The organism is Neoluteolibacter marinus (assembly GCF_014904755.1).
Taxonomy (GTDB): domain Bacteria; phylum Verrucomicrobiota; class Verrucomicrobiia; order Verrucomicrobiales; family Akkermansiaceae; genus Haloferula; species Haloferula marina.
In genome coordinates this window covers 24,111-45,239 of record NZ_JACZFQ010000090.1, presented here as the reverse complement: position 1 = coordinate 45,239, position 21,129 = coordinate 24,111, and the positions used below count along the sequence as shown (strand labels likewise).

Annotated in this window: 10 protein-coding genes and 1 pseudogene; 9 read left to right on the top strand and 2 right to left on the bottom strand. The window is 65.3% G+C overall.

The window, feature by feature from the left end; all coding sequences use genetic code 11:
• Positions 1-96 precede the first annotated feature (96 nt).
• From IG178_RS16945 to IG178_RS16910, 8 genes are all read left to right on the top strand, one after another.
• Entirely contained in the window at positions 97-4,134 is a 4,038-nt protein-coding gene (locus IG178_RS16945) for an alpha-amylase family glycosyl hydrolase (protein WP_193213759.1), read from the top strand.
• Positions 4,131-7,190 (top strand): alpha-amylase family protein, encoded by a 3,060-nt coding sequence (locus IG178_RS16940; protein ID WP_193213758.1) that lies wholly within the window; start codon positions 4,131-4,133, stop codon positions 7,188-7,190. Before IG178_RS16945 ends, IG178_RS16940 begins: the two co-directional genes overlap by 4 nt.
• A 105-nt stretch (positions 7,191-7,295) precedes the next feature.
• Positions 7,296-9,446 (top strand): PQQ-dependent sugar dehydrogenase, encoded by a 2,151-nt coding sequence (locus IG178_RS16935; RefSeq protein ID WP_193213757.1) that lies wholly within the window; start codon positions 7,296-7,298, stop codon positions 9,444-9,446.
• Positions 9,447-9,530: 84 nt separating this feature from the next.
• On the top strand, positions 9,531-10,754 hold the full coding sequence (locus IG178_RS16930) for a hypothetical protein (RefSeq protein WP_193213756.1): 1,224 nt from the start codon (positions 9,531-9,533) through the stop codon (positions 10,752-10,754).
• A gap of 132 nt (positions 10,755-10,886) precedes the next feature.
• Positions 10,887-12,215, top strand: a complete 1,329-nt coding sequence (locus IG178_RS16925; RefSeq protein WP_193213755.1) for a BPL-N domain-containing protein — start codon at positions 10,887-10,889, stop codon at positions 12,213-12,215.
• A gap of 39 nt (positions 12,216-12,254) precedes the next feature.
• Complete coding sequence (locus tag IG178_RS16920; protein WP_226895522.1) at positions 12,255-13,076, top strand: MOSC domain-containing protein; 822 nt, start codon at positions 12,255-12,257, stop codon at positions 13,074-13,076.
• A gap of 96 nt (positions 13,077-13,172) precedes the next feature.
• On the top strand, positions 13,173-14,672 hold the full coding sequence (gene trpE, locus IG178_RS16915; RefSeq protein ID WP_193213754.1) for an anthranilate synthase component I: 1,500 nt from the start codon (positions 13,173-13,175) through the stop codon (positions 14,670-14,672).
• A gap of 5 nt (positions 14,673-14,677) precedes the next feature.
• Positions 14,678-15,241, top strand: a complete 564-nt coding sequence (locus tag IG178_RS16910; RefSeq protein WP_193213753.1) for an anthranilate synthase component II — start codon at positions 14,678-14,680, stop codon at positions 15,239-15,241.
• Between the two features lie 14 nt (positions 15,242-15,255).
• Here IG178_RS16910 and IG178_RS16905 read toward each other — a convergent pair whose 3' ends face one another.
• On the bottom strand, positions 15,256-18,732 hold the full coding sequence (locus tag IG178_RS16905; RefSeq protein ID WP_343225999.1) for an NACHT domain-containing protein: 3,477 nt from the start codon (positions 18,730-18,732) through the stop codon (positions 15,256-15,258).
• A 148-nt stretch (positions 18,733-18,880) separates the two neighbouring features.
• Here IG178_RS16905 and IG178_RS16900 point away from each other — a divergent pair.
• A pseudogene (locus IG178_RS16900) lies at positions 18,881-19,330 on the top strand (anthranilate synthase component II); the annotation flags it as partial.
• On the opposite strand, the gene IG178_RS16895 reads toward IG178_RS16900, so the two are convergent.
• Entirely contained in the window at positions 19,327-21,045 is a 1,719-nt protein-coding gene (locus tag IG178_RS16895) for an adenylate/guanylate cyclase domain-containing protein (RefSeq protein ID WP_193213750.1), read from the bottom strand. The pseudogene IG178_RS16900 and the gene IG178_RS16895 sit on opposite strands and share 4 nt — an antisense overlap.
• Positions 21,046-21,129 lie beyond the last annotated feature (84 nt).

The window sequence follows — 21,129 nt, the reverse complement described above, 5'->3', positions numbered from 1 at the left end:
TTCCATGGGTGCCCGCCGTGCCCGGAGCGTGGACCCCGGTCCCGCCGAAACCCTTTGAAACCCGGCACGTCGTGGCGTTCACTGACGAAAACCCCGATGATTTGTCCCCGCCGAACCTGCCGATGGGCCGCGCTCTTGTCGCTGCTGGTCTCGCCCGCCCTGCGCGGCGAGGTGATCCTGCAGTACTTCAACACCCGCTGGACCGAGATCACGCGCCGCATGCCGGAACTCGCCGAAGCGGGCTACACCGCGCTGTGGCTGCCGCAGCCGGCCAAGTGCGGCTCGGGCGCGTACTCGGTCGGCTACGACCCGCTCGACCGCTTCGACCTCGGTGACAAGAACCAGGCGGGGACGGTGGCGACCCGCTACGGGACCAAGGCGGAGCTGCTGCGGCTGGTGGAAACGGCGCACCGCTTCGGCCTCCGCGTCTACTTCGACAACGTGATGGCGCACAGCGCCGGGCCACTCGACGACGTGCCGCCCGGGACCCTGCTGCCCGGCATTCCCGGCTTCGTGCCGGAGGATTTCCACCTGGTGAAACGGGAAGGCGGCGGCTGGCGCAAGGCCACCGACAGCCTCGACTACAACGACGAGTGGCAGGTCCTCAACCGCAACCCCTTCGCGTGGGACATCGCCCAGGAAAACCCCAACACCAGCTTCGACGCCACCGGCCAGAACGAGGGCACCGACCATCCGAAGTGGAGCGGTATCCGCCATCCGGGCCGGACCGAACTCTACCCGGACACCGACCTGCCCGGCGTGGCGGATGCCAACGGCGTGATCTTCCATCCTTTCGCCGACAAGGAGCCCTTCGTCGACGCCAACGGCAACGGCCGCTTCGACTGGACCGACACCAACGGCAACGGCCAGCACGACGCCGGCGAAGCCGGTGAAGCCTTCACCGACACCGGCGTCGACCCGACCGTGCCGGAACACCAGACCGCGGCGTGGGGCCATGGCGACGGCATCTACAACATGGGCAACCCGGTGGCAGAGGACGTCAATGGCATGCTGATCCGCTCGATCCGCTGGACCATCGACCAGACCGCCTGCGACGGCTTCCGCCTCGATGCGGTGAAACACGTGCCGAGCTACTTCTTCGGCTTGCAGGGCGGCGACAAGGACCCGTCGAGCGCCGGCTACCTCGGCGGCGCCCAGGCGCAGTTCAACCTGAGCCGCGGCTTCGCCGACTGGTCGAACCACCGCAACTCGTGCTACTCCACCAACGCGCCGCGCGACGACCTGATGCTCTACGGCGAGCACCTCGGCGCCCCGCCGAACCCCGCCGACTACCTCGCCGCCGGCATGCGGGTGGCGAACGACGACTTCCTCAACAATGTCGGCGGATTCGCCGGGATCGGTTCGACCATGGCGAACTACGATGAACCCGGTAAGTTCACCTTCGGCGTCAACGGCGGCATGATGTACTGCCTGAGCCACGACAACAACTACATGGCGGGCAGCGAGCGGCCGGCGGCCCACCAGTACATGCTGACCCGCGCCGGCCTGCCGATCGTCTACACCGACGGCTACAACCATTCCGCCGACCACTTCCCGAAGCAGGCCCACATCCCCTTCCTGGGCCAATACGGCCAGCAGTATGTCACCGGCTCGCTGCGGGTGCGGCGCGACTTCATCCGCGGCGACCAATGGCCGAAGTACCAGGGACAGGACGCGTGCGGCTGGGAATTCCGCGACTACTCCGAGAGCCCCGGCATGAGCGACGCCAACGCGACCACGCTGGTGGTGATGCATGCCCGCAACTACACCGGCGGCCAGCAGATGCCTTTCGGCACGGTCTTCGCCCCGGGCTCGCGGTTGAAGAACTACTCGCCCCACGGCGGCCCCTTCCATGCTTCGGTCGGCGGCGACGGCAAGTTGCGCGCGGACGGCAGCCTCGACCCGGTCATCATTCCCTCCGGCGGTTACTTCGCCTTTTCCTACGACGTGCCCGAGCTGCCGGCCCTGTGGCAGGGAACCGGCGTGGAGCCGATCCAGATCCTCGAGAACGGCGTCCCGGCCGCCACCATCGCGGTGGAGCGGAAGGACGGCGCCAACGGCGATCCCGCCTACACCCACACCGTCCAGGTCCCGCGGGTCACCGATCCCGCCAACCTGCGCTTCATTGCCCGCACCGACGGCTCGGCGAACAACGTGCTGATGAAGCTCGACGCCGGGATCGACCTGAACTCGCAGATGGGCTTCACCGCCGGCCGCGACAACCCGCCCGGGGTCACCCGCGACATGGTCGCCGGCTACGAGCAAATGCGCTTCGTCGCCCGGGCGGTGGAGAAATTCGCCGCGCGGACCACCAACACCGGCCGCGAGATCATCGGTTCACCGGGCGCGGAAACCTGGCAGTGCACCATCGGCAGCGCCGGCTTCACCCGCAACGACGGCGGCGGCGTCAGCACCGACACCGGCACCGCCGACTGGGTCTACCACGGCCCCGGGAACGCCGACATCAACGGCGTCGCCGGACCCCAGTTCTCCCCCGCACCCGCGGACGCCGCCGGCCAGCCGGTGACGGTCTGGACCAAGGTCGGTTACGCCGCCAGCGGCATCAGCCACGCCTGGCTCTACTACACCACCGACGGCACGACCTATCCCGAGGGCAGCATGGGCGCCGGCAAGGGCGCCACACAGGTCGCGGCGATGGCTTTCGACCACGATGGCACCGTCGACGGCGGAGGGACGCCGCAATGGTGGAAGACCACGCTGCCCGCCCTGCCCGACGGCACGGTGCTGCGCTACAAGATCGGCGTCCACAAGACCGACGCGCCGGACCGCTTCCCCTTCAGCAAGGACGACGTCACCCTCAAGCAGAACATGGAGACGATCTTCGAGATCGCGGATTTCGACGCCACGACCTGCACCGTCTTTCCCAATGCCGACAACGGCATTCGTCACACCGGGCTCCGTGAAGGATTCCATTTCGTGAGCACCCGCGCCTTCCTCAACCGCGGCGGGGCGGCCTCGCTGTTCAAGACCAGCAGCCGGACCTTCTACTACGACGTCGAGCCGCCTTCCGGCGAGATGGCCTTTCCCGCCGAAAACGCGACCATCGGCGGATCGAGCTACGGCTTCGTGGTGCTGACCGACGCCAGCGTGACCGGCGTGCAGTTCAACATCCTGGACACCGACGCCGGCAACGACGGCGCGGCCGACGGCAACGGTGCCGGCCAGTGGGCGGCCGCCACCGAGGTGACCCCGACCCAGCTCGGCACCAGCGGCTTCGCCCGCGAGTGGCGCTTCGACTACAAGCAGATCCCGTCGAGCGGTGCCGCGGTCGTCCAGGTGCGGCTGCGCGAGGCATCCTCCTCGCCCGACAACAACCTCGACGACGCCGGCGGCTGGTTCACCACCCTCACCCGCAACATCGACACCGGCTACCCGGTCAACTACCGCATCGAGTATCCGACCACCGACGGCGCCACGGTCGACATGAACTACCAGGCCAAGGTCTACTTCGACAAGAGCCTCGGCTACATCGCGGGCGAACCGGTTCCGGCGGCGCAGATGACCGGTGAATTCGAGATCACCCTGGACGGCGCGTTGATCCCCCGCGAAGGCTACACCTTCATCGCCGACGAGACCGGCAGCGAGAGCGCCCTGGCCTTCCACTTCCCCAATTTCTACACCGGCAATCCCGACCAGCTCTCGGAACTGCGGGCAACCTGGCAGCGCGGGAACATCACCCTGTCGGACATCCGCCTGGTGAAGGCCGCGCCGGGGGCCATCCTCGACAGCGACGGCGACGGGCTGCCGGACTACTGGGAAATCCAGCACGGCCTGGACCCGAACAACCCCGACGGCGACGAGGGCGCGGAAAGCGACAAGGACGGCGACGGGCTGAGCGCGATCCTCGAGTTCCTCGCCGACTTCGACCCCGGCGACCCGGCCGACGGCCACCTCCTGACCCCGGTCATCTCGCCGGACGGCGGAACCTGGCGCTTGCAGTTCCCGGTGATCCCGAACCGGATCTATCAGGTGGAAGCCTGCGACGATCTCGGCAGCTGGGAGGACCTCGGCGCGAGCTTCAGCGTGACGGAGGCCAACCCGATGCATTTCTGGACGGACCCCGCCCCGGTCGCCGGCCCGCGTTTCTACCGAGTCAGCATTCTCCTGCCGTGAAGACCCTCGCGCTCATCGCGGCCGGAAGCCTCACGACCCTATCCGCTGGCACGCTCCGGATCTCCGCCGGCTCGCCCGTCCGCCTGCCGGCCGCCGAGATCGAGGCGAACTACACCACCAGCCACCTCTTCCTCGACGAGGTGGCCGGCGACAGCGTGCCGGTGACCGTCTTTTTCGACCCCCAGACCCTCGGCGTGGAGAGCGCGGAAGTGCTCACCAACCTCAACCGCCGCGACCGCGCCGCGCTCGATGCCAACGGCGACGGTGTCCACGACGGCATCAAGCCGCCGGACGCCAACACCATCGCGGCCGGCGACGACGGCCACTACTTCAAGGCCCAGCCCATGACCGGCGTCAGCGGCGGCTACCAGGTCACCTTGCAGGCGGAGAAAACCGGCGCCTACCGCCTGACCGCCCGCTACCGGCTGAACGGCGACGCCCCGGGGACCTACCGCTACTACAATGCCGAGGAGACCAGCCCGGGGGTATTCAAGCGCGACCATTGCCTGGTCGTCTCACCCGCCACCCTGCGCGACATGGTGATGTATGAGATCAACACCTTGAACATCGAATCCGAAGGCATCGGCGAAAGCCTGCGCAGCACCTTCGTCGACCTGTGGGATGGCCCGGGCTCAACCCGGACCCCGCGCTGGAACCTCGACCACGCCCGCGGGCTGGGCGTGAACTGGCTGTGGTTCCAGCCGATCCACCCGGTCGGCATCGCCGGCCGCCACCTCAGCGCCGCGGACATCAACACCCGCAACATCAACCTCGGCTACGGCGATCCCGGCGCCACCACCTGGCGGTGGAACGGCGGTGCGCCCTACGAGGACGTCAACTATCCGTACGCGATCGGCAGCCCCTACGCGGTGAAGAATTTCTTCGAGGTGGAACCGCGGATGTCGAAGGCCAACACCCGCGCCGCGGCGATGCAGGAATTCCAGGACTTCGTCGCCGCCGCCGACAACGGCGGGTCGGACAGCGTCAACGTGATGCTCGACGCACCCTTCAACCACACCTCGTTCGACTGTGAACTCGGCACCCCGGGTGTCGGGCTTTTCGCCCCCGCCGCCAACGCCGGCGACGAGATCCGCAACCACGAGGCGCGCTTCTTCTCGCGCGCCGGCAACTACGCCCAGCGCGCCTACGACGCCGGCAGCATCGCGCTGGCACCCGACCGCGGCGACTTCGGCAAGTTCATCGACACCTACGATGTCTACTGGGGACGCTACGCCGCGCTGGTCGACGTGAACCCCGGCGGCAACGGGAACAAGGACAGCGAGGGCGACTGGTTCGACTACTCGACCGGCAGCGAGGGCGGCAGCGGCGATGGCAACGGCCACTTCGACACGATCACCCAAAACGTCTGGCGCTACTTCACCGGCTACTGCCTGCACTGGCTCGACCAGACCGGCTGCACCGCCGGCACCCCGCCCGCGGAACAGACGTGGAAAGGCATCGACGGCCTGCGCGCCGACTTCGCCCAGGGCATCCCGCCGCAAGGCTGGGAATACATCGTCAACGTCACCCGCTGCCGGAAGTGGAACTTCGCCTTCATGGCCGAGTCGCTCGACGGCGGCAACGTCACCTACCGCTCGGCGCGGAGCTTCGACATCCTCAACGAAAACATCCTGTTCGGGATGAAGGCGCTGGACGTCGGCTCGAACTCGATGACCAGCGGCTTCCGCAGCCTTTTCGAATCGCGCCGCGGCAGCTACGGCCAGGGCCTGGTGCTGCTCAACACCACTTCCCACGACGAGGACAACTACAACGACCCCTGGCAGGCCCTGCTGCGCTACGCCGCCTGCTCGACCATCGACGGCGTGCCGATGATCTTTCCCGGCCAGGAACTCGGCATCTCGACGCTCTACGGCTACGACTTGTTAGAGAAGAACCTCGGCAAGTTCATCCCGCACTTCAAAACCTGGAACTCGATGATGCCGCTGTGGACGAACAGCGACTTCGGCCTCGACCAGCTTCAGCCGGTTTACGCGGCGATCGGCCGCGCCCGCCGCGCCAGCCCGGCGCTGCGCTCGCCGAACCGCTACTTCCTCGACCTCGACGGCGGCGGCACCCACCAGCGGATTTTCTCCGTGGCCAAGTACGAGACAGCCAACGCCTCCCCCGCCACCAGCGACGTGGTCTTCGGCTTCGTCAACCTCGACCGCGACGCCGACCAGGGCGGCGACTTCCGGGTGGCGATCGACCAGGGCGGCACCAATCTCTTCGGCATCAAGCCGGGCCGCACCTACAACGTCCGCAACCTTGCCGCCTACACCTCCCTGGATGCCTCGCGCGACCAGGCCCTGCTCTGGGGAGGCGGCCGCAGCGGCAGCCAGCTCCTCGCCGACGGGATCGGCGTCGTGCTGAAGAAGGTCCCGGTCGATGCCGCCGGCTGGAGCGGCGCTCCCTACGAGGCGCAATTCCTCAAGCTCCTCGACACCACCGCTCCTACCCTCGCACCGGGCCAGCCCGCCGGCCCGAACGGCTTCGGCTACGCGATCGGAACCAGCGCCGCGTTCACCTGGGCCCCCGTCGCGGCCGACGCGGAAGGCGTCGTCCCGCTCTACCGGGTCACCCCGGTCATCAACGGCATCGCACAGCCGGACCTGTTCACCGGTCTCGCCAGGATTGAAATCACCGGCCTCGTTCCCGGCGACCAGGTGAGCCTCTCAGTCGCGGCCGTCAACCCGCACGACCCGGCCCAGGCCGGCCCCGCAAGCCCGGCCAGCGTGGCCGTGACCCTGCTGGACGGTGCGGCCGACGAGGACGGCGACGGTGCGGCCAATGCCGACGAGGAAAGTGTCGGCACCAACCCCTTCGACCCCGGATCGGTCTTCAAAGCCACCGGCATCGCCCGCAGCGGCGACACCGTGGAGGTGACCTTCGCGAGCGTTCCCGGGCGCATCTATCAGCTCGAAACCAGCCCCTCGATGGAGGAGGGATCCTGGGCCGAGGCCGGCGCGGCGGTCGAGGCCACCGCGAGTACGACGGTCATTGGCGTTGTCATCGCCGGTGATAAGCGCTTTTACCGGGTGCGTATCCTTGCCGACTAGCGGGCCGCCCGCTGGCTTCCGTTACCCTGAAAAACCCGTGTTTCGCGGGCATTCTACCGCATTCTGAAAACCCCGCTTGCCAGCTGTCGTAAGATGGCGCCGCTTATGAAATTTACTGCAATTCTCGCCCTGGCCGCCACCGCCTCCGCCGCTGAGATCGAGAACTCCCTCATTGCCGATCACCTCAATGATCCGATGGAGCTGGCGATCGCCCCGGACGGCGATCTTTTCGTGGTCGAGCGCGAGGGCCGGATGCTCCGGATCCGCCCGTCCACCGGCGGGATCTTCGAAGTCGGCCAAATCCCCGTCACCGCGCTCCGCAAGGCCGACAAGGACAGCCCCTGGGCCCGCGAGGACGGCCTGCTGGGGATCGAGCTGGACCCGGGCTTTGCCACCAACCACCGGCTTTACCTCTACTACAGCCATCCGGAGAAAATGCTGAACCGCCTGTCGCGCTTTGAAATGAAGGACGGCAAGCTCGACCCCGCTTCCGAAAAGGTCCTCCTCGACGTCCCGACCGACCGCCGCGACCGCGTCTGCCACCATGGCGGATCGATCCAGTTCGGACCGGACGGCCTGCTCTACCTCAGTCTCGGCGACAACACCTGCCCCTTCGAGAGTGATGGTTTCGCGCCGATCGACGACCGCGACGGCCACGAGCACGCCAACGCCATGCGCAGTGCCGGCAACACCAACGACCTGCGCGGCAAGATCCTGCGCATCCGGCCGACCGAGGACGGCTACGAGATCCCCGACGGCAACCTGTTTCCTCCCGGTACCGCCAACACCCGCCCCGAGATCTACGTGATGGGCTGCCGGAACCCCTTCCGCATTTCGATCGACCCGAAAACCAACGTCCTCTACTGGGGCGAGGTGGGCCCCGACGCCGGCGATTCCAAGGAGAAGGGCCCTCGCGGCCACGACGAGGTCAACCAGGCGAAGCGGGCCGGGAACTTCGGCTGGCCCTTCGTGATCGCCGACAACAAGCCGTATCCGATCGTCGATTTCACCACCGGCAAGCCCGGCAAGATGACCGACCCCAAAGCGCCGGAAAACCCTTCCGTCCACAGCAACGGCCTCAAGGTGCTGCCCGCATCCCAACCGGCATTCATCTGGTATCCCTATGCCAAGAGCGAGGAATTCCCGACCGTCGGCGAAGGCGGCCGCAACGCGATGGCAGGCCCGGTTTTCTACTACGACGCCAATCGTAAGTACAACCTGCTCGGCAAGGACGACGACCACACCCTGCTGACCTACGACTGGTCCCGTGGCAAAATCTGGAAAGCCAAGCTCGGAAAGGACGAGAAGCTCGAATCGCTCGAGCCCCTGCTCGACCGCATCAACCATCCGATGGACCTGGAAATGGCCGCCGACGGAACCGTCTGGCTGCTTGAATACGGCAGCGAGTGGTGGTTCGGCACCGACGGCCGCGTCCGCCGCCTGCGCCCTGCCGATGGCAACCGGCCTCCGGCCGTCAAGGTCGCGGCGGCGGGCACCACCTACACCGCCACCGCGTCGGATCCCGACGGCGACCCGTTGACCATCGAGTGGTGGCTGACGGAAGGCGCGGACGAGTCGAAAATAGGCAGCGGCCCGTCGATCACCCACACCGGCGGCGGCCTCGAGCTGCGCGCCGTGGCGACCGACGCCAAGGGTGCGATCGGCGTCGCCCGGGTCCCGCTGGTCGAAAAGACCGCAGGGCCGGCGCTCCAGCTGGAACTCACCGGCAAGCCGGATCGCCCGGGCTTCGGCGAGGATCTCGCTTTCTCGGTCAAGGGTGCCGCCGATCCCGGCAAGCTCGTGGTTCGGGCCCGCTACATCCCGCCGACCGGCCACGATGCCGGCGGCCCGCAGTTCAGCCAGGCGATCACCGACCTGCTGACCTCGAAGCAATGCTTCGCCTGCCACCAGATCGAGAAGACCGTGGTCGGGCCGAGCTACCTCGACGTCGCGATGAAGAACCGCGGTGACGCGGGCGCACTGGAGCGCCTCCGGACCAAGCTGAAAACCGGCGGCGCGGGCGCCTGGGGAGAGATTCCGATGCCGCCCCAGGCCGCGGTTTCCGATGCGGAGGGCGAAACCATCATCCGCGCGGTGCTCGACCTCGCCGGCGGCATGGCGGAGACGCGCGGAAGCGCCGAGGGCACCATCCAGCTCTGCGACCAACCTGCCGGAGCAGGCAACGGCGGCGCCTGGGAGATCACCGCGGAAGCGCCGGGATTCACCGCCGCCCGCACCCGGATTCCGGCGAAATAGCGCGACAATTCCAGTTGCGGGGAGGCGGATCCAAGCGTTGGGTCACCTCCCATGTGTCGCTGGATCCATTCGGCGGCGCGGTGGATGTGGCTTCCCCTCCAGCTGCTGCCCGTCCCATCGGACGCCCTCCCCTCGGTGCCCGGCGTGGGCATCGTGAACCCGGAGTGGACGATCGTCATGACGCCGGAAGGCTATTCCGACGTCGCGATCGACCAACGGCCGGGCTTCGAGGGACGGGAATACCTTTCCGGCGAGTGGGCGGCCGCGTTGAGCTACACCGGCGGCGGGAATCCCGCGGGACCGGTCTGGTTCCGGGAAGTGTGGGGATACCCTTGCTGGACCACCAACTCGAACTTCATCGTCCTCGACGAGATCGGGGTCGATAACCCGCCGACCAACGGCCAGTTCATCCGTCTGGTGTCGAGGATCAGCAACGGTGACGTCGAGGTGACCATCCACTACGAGATGGTCGACTCCGTCACCGGCATCGACCAGGGCGATGTCCCCGCCGGCAACGGGCCTCCCGGCGGCAGCACCACCAGCGGCCGATACCTGCTGAGGCAGACCTATGTCGTGGAAAACGTCTCCGGTGGCCCGCTGACCGACGTGCGCTTCTTCCAATTCCTTCGCGGCTTGAAGTGCGGCGTCTCGCTCTACGACGACCGGCCCTACACCGGCGCCATGGCCGCCTATCGCTATGACAACACCCAGAAGGGGAACTCGCGCAGCTTTCACAATCTGACCGGCGAGGTGTTCTCCCACCACGACATCATCTGCATGCATGCGATGGATCCTCCCGCGGCCTTCGAGTGCGGCTACTACGGTATCCTCGGCGTGGACGATCACGTCGTCGGCAAGCCGAGCGCGGGCGTCCACCTGTCGGTCGAAGCCGACGCCCTCGACGGCACTGATTTCTTCGATCCCCCGCAGGGCCGCTGGGTCAGCGGGGCCATGGCCTTCGATTTCCCTGATCTCGCGGACGGGGCCAGCCATGAACTCAGCGTCCTGCTCAGCATCCGCAGCGAGTCCACCTTCGAGGCCTCCCCGCCGGAAATCGAGATCCTCGGTCTGGAGATCGACGGACCCGAATACGTCATCGATTTCACCGAGAAGACCGGAGTCGCCGTGGACGGCTACGTGATCTGGAGCTCGAAGGACCTCCAGGGTAATTTCCCCGACGATTGGACCCAGCTCGTGGTTCCCCGCTACCTCAACGTGCCGGTCCCGGGAGCCAGCCGCTTCCGGGTCCCGATCGACCCGGGAGTCAATCCGCGTTGCTTCTTCGTGATCCAGGCGGTGGTGGAATGACCCGACACCGCGGAGGTGCCCGGGATGAATCCACGCGGGTCCGCGGGGTGGTTTTCGGTCAGGTTCGTGACACGACCTGCATTGCCCCGGTGATGGATCGCCCCCGGTGTCCACCCCTACCTTCATCGAATCATGCCGTCCTCCGCATTCCCTTGCCGCCTTGGTCCCGCCATCGGGATTCTCGTCTTCGCCGCCGCATACGTCGCCCGGGGCGAAACCGACTATCGGGTCCTGGATTCCAAGCAGGCGGGTCCCACGGTGGTGATCCACGCCACCGGGGCGGGGGCCGGCGGAAACGCCCTCCGTCAACTCCAGCAGTGCCCACCCCAGCGAGGGCTCGTGATCCTCGCCCGATCCCGTCCCGCGACCGGCCGCGACACGCCCCGCGGCGTGGAGGGGTGGGAAATCAGCGCCGGATTCGCCGCGGTGACGCAACGCTTTCCCGGCTCCCGCATCTTGACCTTTGAGGAAGACATCGAGTCCCACGCCTTCGATCCGCTGTTCCGGGGAGACACCGTGCAAGGGGACGGCGAGGAGGCCCGGGCGGTCCTGACAGCACTCCGGGAACTGGAGTCCTCCATCCCGGGAAAAGCATGGCAGATGCTGCCGGCCCGACCGGAAGGAAGCGAGATCGTCGTCACCACGAACGCCCGCCCGCACATGGAAGCCGGCCTGCGCCCGGCCGTGCAGGAGCGGGAATTCCGCAACGCCGCCCTCGCCTTGCTCGCGAATTTGCAGATGACGGGCGACGAGGCGGCCCGGACTTCCGTGCTGTTTCCCGCCCCCCGCGGGGAGAAACTCCGCGTCGCCGTCTACGATGACACCGGCGCCCGCAACGGCACCGGACGTGGTCCGGCGTGGTTGCGCGAACGGCTGGCGCGGAACGCGGACCTGATCGTCGAACTGGTGGGCGTGCCCGAGATCCTGGGCGGAGCCTTGCAACGGGCCGACGTCCTGGTGATGGGCGGCGGCAAGGCCAACCTGGAATCGGCGTCGCTGGGGAAGGCCGGACGGGCGGAAGTGATCCGCTTCGTGGAGCACGGTGGCGGCTACCTCGGCATCTGCGCGGGCGCCTACCTGGGCAGCAGCAGCCGTCGCGAGCCGCCCTACCTGCACTTGTTGCCGGTGGAAGTCGGCGCCACCGATCTGACCTGTGAGACGCCGCTTTCGTGGAACGACGGACCGCTGGCGGCCGGGCGGCTCGAGAGGGCGGACCTCCACGGGGGGCCGACTTTCCGGGTTGCCGACGCCGGCGCCGGGCGGGTCCAGGTGTGGGCGACCTTCACGCGCGATGAGAAGCACCCGAAGAAGGGAACCTACCCCCTGAAAGAGACCCCGGCGGTGATTGCAGGGACCTTCGGCAAGGGCCGGGTCGTCCTCACCAGCACCCACTGCGAGCGCCCGCCGAGCCCGTCGACCCGCTTCGCCGACATGGTCCGCTGGGCCGGTCGCGCCGAATGACGGTTGCCGGATCCCGCCACCCCGGCATGCTCCCGAACCATGATCCGCGTCTCCGGACTGTTCCTCCACCCGGTGAAATCGCTGCGCGGCTTCCCGGTCGATCGCGCCAACGTGGACGACCTGGGCCTCGAGGGCGACCGGCGCTTCCTGGTGATCGACGACGCCGGGAAATTCCTGACCCAGCGGACAGTCCCGCGGATGGCTCGGGTGGCCACGGCCCTCTGCGAAGAATTCCTCCATCTTTCCGAACAGGACGCCGGATCCATCACGGTGCCGCTGGCTCCCGACACCCGGGCGGATTTGCGACCGGTCACCGTCTGGCGCGATTCCGGGATGCTTGCTGAAGATTGCGGGGATGACTCGGCGGCATGGCTTGGCGGCGTGCTCGGCGTCCCCTGCCGGCTGGTGCGGATCGGGCCGGACTTCCGGCGTCCCGTGACCCGCGACCACGCCCGACCCGGCGACCTGCTGGCATTCGCGGACGGTGCCCCCTTGCTGGTCACCACCATGGCGTCGCTCGACGAGCTGAACCGCCGGATCCGCGGGAATGGCGGCGATCCGGTGATGATGGACCGTTTCCGGCCCAACCTGGTCCTCGAGGGAACCGAGCCCTTCGCCGAGGACCACTGGTCCACCCTGGAGATCGCCGGGGTCCGCTTCCGGTCTGCGGGGCCCTGCGACCGCTGCGTCGTCACCACCGCCGACCCCCTCACCGGTCAGCGTGGGAAGGAACCGCTGGCGACTTTGGCGAAGTTCCGGCGCGATCCGGATTCGCCCTCCTCCGTCCTGTTCGGGGTCAATCTGATCCAGGAAAGCAAGTCCGGCCAGATCGCGGTCGGGGACCCCGTCCGCATCGCCTGACCCCGGGGCATCCCCACCCGCAGGAGGACGGGTCCTCTCCCACAGCCCCGCTGAGGGCTTGCGCACCGGCCGCTGGCGTCCACACTCCCGCCCGTTGTGAATCCCATCCCGGTCGAACCGTCGTTCGAAGCCTTCTGCAAGCTGGCGGAACAGGGCAATGTCGTCCCTGTCTACACCCAGCTCGCCGCGGACTTCGAGACGCCGCTGTCGGCGTACCTCAAGGTGCGCGACGCGCGTCATTCCTTCCTGCTCGAAAGCGCTGAAAGCACCGACAAGAGCGGACGATGGTCGATCATCGGCAGCGGCCCGCGGCGGGTGATCGAGGCCCGCGGCAAGGAAATCACGGTCCGCGAGGGATCCTCGGTCGAGACAAGCACCGTCGACGACGACGTCCTCGCCGCCTTGCAACGCCACATGGGCGGCTACCAGCCGGTCCTCCACGGCAACCTGCCGCCCTTCTGCGGCGGTCTGGTCGGCTACCTCGCCTACGATGCCGTGCGCCAGTTCGAACCGACCGTCCCGGCCCCGCCGAAGGACGAGCTCGGGGTGCCGGACGCGGTCTTCCTGCTGGCCGACACGCTGATCATCTTCGACCAGCGCCTGCGCCGCCTGCAGGTCATCGCCAATGCCTTCACCGGCGACCACGCGAGCCTCGAGGAAGCCTACGCCGCCGCCCGCGCCAAGGTCGCCGCGCTGGTGGAGATGCTCAACCGCCCGCTCCACGTTCCCGCCCTCAACGGCCTCGCGCCGGTCGAGCCGGAGCCGGCCGAAAGCAACACCACCCAGGCCGAGTACGAGGACATGGTGCGCCGCGGCAAGGAATACATCGTCGCCGGCGACGTCTTCCAGTTCGTGCCCAGCCAGCGTTTCGCCACCGATTTCAACCGCTCGCCGGTCGACCTCTACCGCGCGCTGCGCCACGTCAACCCGTCGCCGTACATGTTCATTCTCGAGTTCGGCGACTTCTCCCTCGTCGGCTCGTCACCGGAGGTCCACGTGCGCGCCATCGACGGCCGCATCGACATCCGGCCCATCGCCGGCACCCGCTGGAGGGGCAAGACGCCGGAGGAGGACGAAGCCCTCGCCCGCGAGCTGCTCGACGACCCGAAGGAGCGCGCCGAGCACCTGATGCTGATCGACCTGGCCCGCAACGACGTCGGCCGGATCGCGAAGCACGGCAGCGTCAAGGTCGACGACTTCATGATCGTCGAGCGCTACAGCCACGTGATGCACATCGTCTCGAACGTCACCGGCGAGCTCGACGGCAGTCATAGTAGTTACGACGTGCTGCGCGCGACCTTCCCGGCCGGCACGGTCAGCGGCGCGCCGAAGATCCGCGCCATGCAGATCATCAACGAGCTCGAGAAGAGCAAGCGCTGCACCTACGCCGGCGCGGTCGGCTACTTCGGCTTCGACGGTGCCCACGACTCCTGCATCACCCTGCGGACCTGCCTGCTGAAGGACGGCAAGGCCTACGTCCAGGCCGGCGCCGGCGTGGTCGCGGATTCCGATCCGACCTACGAATACAACGAGACCGTCAACAAGGCGAAGGCGCTGCTGCGCGCCATCGCCCTCGCCAAAACCCTGGAGGACTGACGACCATGTTGCTCATCATCGATAACTACGACTCCTTCACCTACAACCTCGTCCAGTACTTCGGCGAACTCGGGTCGGAGATGAAGATCGTCCGCAACGACGCGTTGACGGTGGAAGACGTGAAGGCCCTCAAACCGGAGCGGATCTGCATTTCCCCCGGTCCCTGCACGCCGAACGAAGCCGGCATTTCCTGCGACCTGATCCGCGAGCTCGGCCCGACCACGCCCATCCTCGGCGTCTGCCTCGGCCACCAGTCGATCGGCCAGGTTTACGGCGGCGACGTCGTTCGTGCCGACCAGTTGATGCACGGCAAAACCTCGCCGATCCTCCACGAGGGCAAGAGCGTCTTTGCCGGCCTGCCGAGCCCCTTCGAGGCGACCCGCTACCACTCGCTGGTGGTGAAACGCGAGACCTTGCCGGATTGTCTCGAGATCACCGCCTGGACCGCCGACGGCGTGATCATGGGTCTCCGGCACAAGGAACACCCGGTGCATGGCGTGCAGTTCCATCCCGAGTCCATCCTCACGCAGGACGGGAAGAAGATCCTCGAGAACTTCTTGGAATTTTAGCTGGGAGAATAGGCTTACTCCGGGCAATTCCAACCCTCTCGAATGTCCCAACCTAGCTCGGCATTAACCTCCTTTACCGCCTGATGCAGCTCTTCGTCCGATAGCGCCTCGGGGTGGGCAAGCCGCCCAACCTTCTTGAGATGTACTTTTGAGACCGGCTCTAATGGGTCGCGATATGGTGGCTGCGCGTCGGCGTCTCGGGAGAATAAGCGACGCTTGGCATCAGCGATGGAAGCTCCTTCAATTGAAGGTTTTCCGTGTGTTCCAAACGCAACACAAGCCGCCCAACCACGCAGTTCCGGGGTCTTGCCGTCGCGGATTTGGAGCTTGAGATGAGTGATGACTTCTTGCCGAGCAAGAGCCCAACTCTCCCGCTGTGCCAGCAACTTCAGGGTTTCCCACCGTGTTTCGATATCGCTGTCTTCAAGCGCGCAATGGCAAAGCAGATCCCGCGTAGCTTCGTCTGCCCATTCCTTCCGCGCCGTGAGCAATTTAAGGGCTTGGACTCGAATCCCTTCGTTGATATCCTCTGTAGCGCGCGACCGCACTAAATCGAGTGTGGCTTGGTCAGCCCATTCTTTTCTCCTCGCTAACAATCTGAGAGCTTCCGATCGTGGATCTGGATGTGGGTCCTCGATCACGCGCCGACTCAATAAAGCTCGGGTGGCATCGTCAGCCCAGTCGGCTCTTGTGCCCAAAAAGTGAAGAGCGCTCGCGCGGGTCCAATGTCCGTCATCATCTACGGAACACTGAACTAACAATTCTCGCATGTTGCCGTCTGCCCATTCGTCGCGGTCAGCCAATGCATAGAGTGCTCTTGAGCGGACAAAGTCGTCTTCATCCTCATTGGAGCGTCGGACGAGGAATTCACGTGTTACGCAATCCTCCCAACGACGAGCCAATATGACCATAGCCCGAATTCGGATCCAACCAAATGGCGAATCAACCGCGATTCGGGTCAAAAATGGCCGAACCACATCAGCCTTGCTCCTTTCACACGCCAACAGCGATCCTTCGTAGAATTTGCCGCCGGACCACTTCGACTTGGAAAAAAAATCTAACGCTCGCGGTCCATCACGTTCAATCAGCGCTTCGACATACTTGCATACTGGCTCTTGACTTCGGTCACATAGAATATGCTCCAACGAAAAGAGATCGTTGTCAGCGAGGTGCGGAAGGAGCATCTCAATCGCCCGTCTTCGAACCTGAAAAAGACTCGCCTTGGTCGCGTCAATTAGGTGAGACTTAACCGCCGAACCAAGCTGACCGAGAGCCTCAAGTATTTCTACCTGAGTTTTGGCAGGCACTCCAGATGCTGGCTCAAAGGCATCAAGAGTATCTTTTAGTACTGTCTGGAATAGATTCCTAGTCTTCGGCCTTATTTCCGCAACCCCTTTGATATCCCTCACGATATTCGCACACAAAGCGACTAATGGGGCTTGCTCATTAATAGTAAAACCACGCCTTTCAAGAAGCCAGCTAACATAAGTGTCAGCTTTCTCGTCGGACTCTTTCGCCCATTGACTGCCGAGAAGCTGCAGTGCTTCAAACCATTTCGCGAGCCGTAGGCGGCTTGCGACGATCTCCGCCACTTGCGCGAAATCCATGTTCGAGAGGTGCCATGCCGCCAGATATTCTTGGAAGGTGAGGTGGACAAAACGATAGCTGTGAGCCCGTCGACTTACGAGGAGACCGCTTTTCAGCTCCTGCCTATCAAGGAATTGCTCGGCTCTCGTGGAAGCGAGCTCTTGGCTTCCCGCACCCTGATCAATGAATCGAGGGACGAGAAGTTTCACGAGCTCTGCTTTGGTGGCTTCTTCGCTATCCGCGTCTTGGCAAAGGATGTGAAGAGCAATTTCAGCAAACCGTTTCCTTACCCACGCCCGGTCCTCTTGAGTCCGCCCCTCGATTCCGACATCCATTGCCTCCACGCTTCGGCTAAGTTGGATGCGTTCCGCCTCCTTTCGTTGTCCAAGAAGCACATCGACGCATTCATCGTAAAGATCGACTCGTTGCTCCGGCAGGCGCTTCCGATTCCAATGGACGATGGCGATCACCGTCAGGAGCAGGGGATTGACAGCCAACGGCCGGATGCGGTCGTTGGTTTCGACTCCCTCGGTAAGGCCCTCAAACTCGGGACGTGCTTTGCTCCCTTCGCGATCCACTTCCTCTGGAGGAATGCTGAAGAGCAATGCCACCCAGTTTCTCACAAAATCACGCCGATCGTCGGCATCAAATGGTTGGATATCGCAACGTGTGAAGCCTCCCTTGAGAATCGCGTCGCCGGTATAGGCGCGGACTCGCGAGGTTACGACGTAGCGATTGTCCCCGAAGTGCCTCACGCAATCCTCCAAAAGGCGGCTCACTGTCGAGCGGCCGAGGTCGGTGGGAACTTCATCTAGACCGTCGAATAAAAGGCAACATCCTCCCGAACGAAGTAGTTGCTCAACAGCGTGTGACGAAACGGGAAAATCGTAGGCGGCAAGTCTGTCCGCAATAAATTCCACCAACTCAGGAAGCCGCGCCTGTTCCTTTCGCTTCAGAAAATCGGCGAGATCCCAACACGACAGAAAAATGGGAAGGGGAAGAGGCTCCGGCAGACAGAGCTTTTCAAGCGCCAGCGCTGAGTTTCCCGAGACGTGCGAGCGGGAAAGCATCAGCGCAATGTATTTGAGGAAGGTGGATTTACCGCTGCCCGGATCACCGACGATTGCCAACTTGGGATACCGATGGAGCGCCGTCTGAATATCGATGGCCCCACTTTCCTGGTAGGTCGATTCGTCCACCGCATCTTCGTCAAACATGACGCGGAGCCGAACGTAGATCTCGCTGAGCGGAATCTCGAAGGCGCGGTCATTGTCGATCCCGGCAATGTCGAGGCGGTGGAAGTCGGACTCGATGTTTTTGTAGTATTTGTCCGGCGCAGTCAAAGTGCTTCTCGACACCCTTTCCTGGGAGGAATCTGTGCACACCCAAGGTCGCGAAGAGTCGGCCAGCCACCGGTTCAGGTCATTCTCCAAGACGTCCCGGAAACCCGTCGCCTCGGGATACTCCGCATAAAAAACGGAGTTTCCGGGCTTCTCAAGGCGCTGACGGAAAGCACGAACTTTGGTCCACTGCTCGAGGGCTTTTTGTGCCTGAATCGGGTCGGGAGGAAACTTCAGTTCCTCGATCCTTCGGAAGAACCATTTGATCTCAGGAAATCCGGAAGCTTCATGGCACTCCATCGCCCAGTTGAATTCCTCCTCCGTGCCAGACTCTGCTACGCCTGTGGAAGATCCGAATCTTTGCCCCATAATTCCGATCACGAGTGCGAGCGAGCCACGGAATTTTTCCAACGTTTGCTGAGTGATGAGCTCTTGGGGGCGCCCGACGCCGATCGTCGAGTGATTCTCCCAATCAATTACCTCGAACCGTACGTTCCAAAGTTGTGCTGTTTGGCGGTTGTAGCGCTCAAAGAAATTTCGAACGATCTGCCGTTCTCCATTCACGTCGCCGGGGGACGCCAGAAAGACGTGATATAGCTTAACCTCGCGGGGAGAGAGCTTGGGGGAGGGCGGTTGGCTCGACACAAGCCGGATCAGAGCAGACCCAAGGACTGGTGACAAGATGGGGAGTCAAGATCTTCCTCGCCGATATGTGAAGATGCTCAAGCCGGAGCGGATCTGCATTTCCCCCGGCCCCTGCACGCCGAATGAAGCCGGCATTTCCTGCGACCTGATCCGCGAGCTCGGCCCGACCACGCCGATCCTCGGCGTCTGCCTCGGCCACCAGTCGATCGGCCAGGTCTATGGCGGCGACGTCGTCCGCGCCGACCAGTTGATGCATGGCAAGACCTCGCCGATCCTGCACGAGGGCAAGAGCGTCTTTGCCGGCCTGCCGAGCCCCTTCGAGGCGACCCGCTACCACTCGCTGGTGGTGAAACGCGAGACCCTGCCCGATTGCCTCGAGATCACCGCCTGGACCGCCGATGGCGTGATCATGGGCCTCCGGCACAAGGAGCACCCGGTGCACGGCGTCCAGTTCCACCCGGAATCGATCCTGACGCAGGACGGCAAGCGGATCCTCGAGAACTTCCTCGGCTTCTAGACTCCGAGCTCCCAGACCTCGATCTCGTCGCGGAAGCCCTTGGCCGGGGCGGTGCCGCGGCGGGTCATCGCCATCTTCCCGCGGAGCCGGACGGCACTCGCGCCGTCCACCAGGACGTCGCCGGCGGCGGCCATCGAGCAAAGGCGCGAAGCCAGGTTCACCCGGTCGCCGAGGACCGTGTAGTTGAGGCGTTCCTCCGAACCCATCAGCCCGGCGACCACCTCTCCACCCGCCAGGCCGATGCCGATCTCAACCGGCTTGCCCGTCTCCCGGTTCAGCCGCTGCCGTTCCCGCATCATCGCGACCGCACAAGCGGCGGCGCGTTCGAGATCGTCCGCGGCCCCGACCGGTGCCCCGAACACCGCCATCACCAGGTCGCCGACGAACTTGTCCACCACCCCGCCGTGGGCATGGATGATCCGATTCATCGCGGTCATGTGTTCGTTCAGCAACGCGATCACCCGCGGCGGCGCCATACCGTCGGTCATCGCCGTGAAGCCGCGGATGTCGCAGAAGATCACCGCCGCCTCGCGGACTTCACCGCCGAGTTCGAGCGAGCCGTCCATCAAGCGCCGCGCCACCGCGGGGTCGCTGGTTTTCCCTAACAGGTCGTGATACTTCTCCTTCAGCCCGAGCCCCCGAGTCATCTCGTTGAACTCGCGGGCCAACAGGCCGAGCTCGTCCTTTGATCGGACAATCACCTGTCCCTCGAAGTCCCCTTCCCTGACCCGCTCGGTGGCTTCGACCAGCGCGTGGATCGGGCTGCTGAAGCGCCGTGCGAGCCACCATGCCACCAGTGCGGTGATGCCAAGCGCGAACAATCCCGCCGCGGCGACCGCCGTGCGCAGGTCATGGATCGCCGCTGCCAGGCGAGCCAAGGGGAAGACCCCGATCTGCACGCCCTTTCCCAAAGGTGAGCCGGGATTCAACTCGCGCGCCATCAGCAGATAGTCCGCGCCTTCCGCCTCGACCACTCGGGGCTTCCCGCCCTGCCAAAAATCGTCGTCGAGACCGCGGTCGAGCTCTTCGGCCAAGGCCGCCGCGACCCCACCCACGTACCAGGTGCCATCGATCACCAGTCCCGACCTGACGTCGCGGCCGCTCGCTTCGCCCATCCTCTCGAAGGCCCGGTCCTCGGCGGTCAGGGCGTTCCGGCCGAGGAAGAACCAGCCGATCCCCCGGCCGCCGTCGCGCACCGGCACCAGCACCACTTCCCTCAAGGCGGTTCCCTCCGGTCCCGGATCGTCCACCACGCCGTAGCCGACGATGGTCTCCCCCATGAGGTCGGGATCGCGCAAGCGCTCTTCAGGTCGCGGGCCGCCCTTTGCATGGCGCAGGCGCGGTGCCGCCGGCCCGAAAAAACGGATCTGTCCGGCCATGTCGGCCACCCCCATGACCGGGACCGCCGGGGTCGACTCCCCGGGAATGCCCGGCCGCGCGGGCGCCGGGTTCTCTGCTTGCCCGGCGAGCTCGCGGTAGCGACGGATCAGCGACTGCCGCGTGGTGGCGTCGAGCTCACCCCGGATCGCTGCCTTGACCTCGGGTGCCTGCGCCAGTGCTTCCGCCCGAACCTTGGTGTCCGCGAGCCGCTTGCGGCGCGCCTCCAACAGGCCGTCGACGCCCCGCTCGAAGCTCTCCATCACCTGAGCAGCCACCCACGACCTGAACTCACGTTCAGCGACGAAGAGCACCCCGACGGTCACCGCGCCCTCCATCAGGAACAGGGCGAGGAAGAGTTTCCAACGAATCTTCAGGCCACCCTTTCAACACCATCCCGGGCCGGCTGTCCCGCCTGTTTT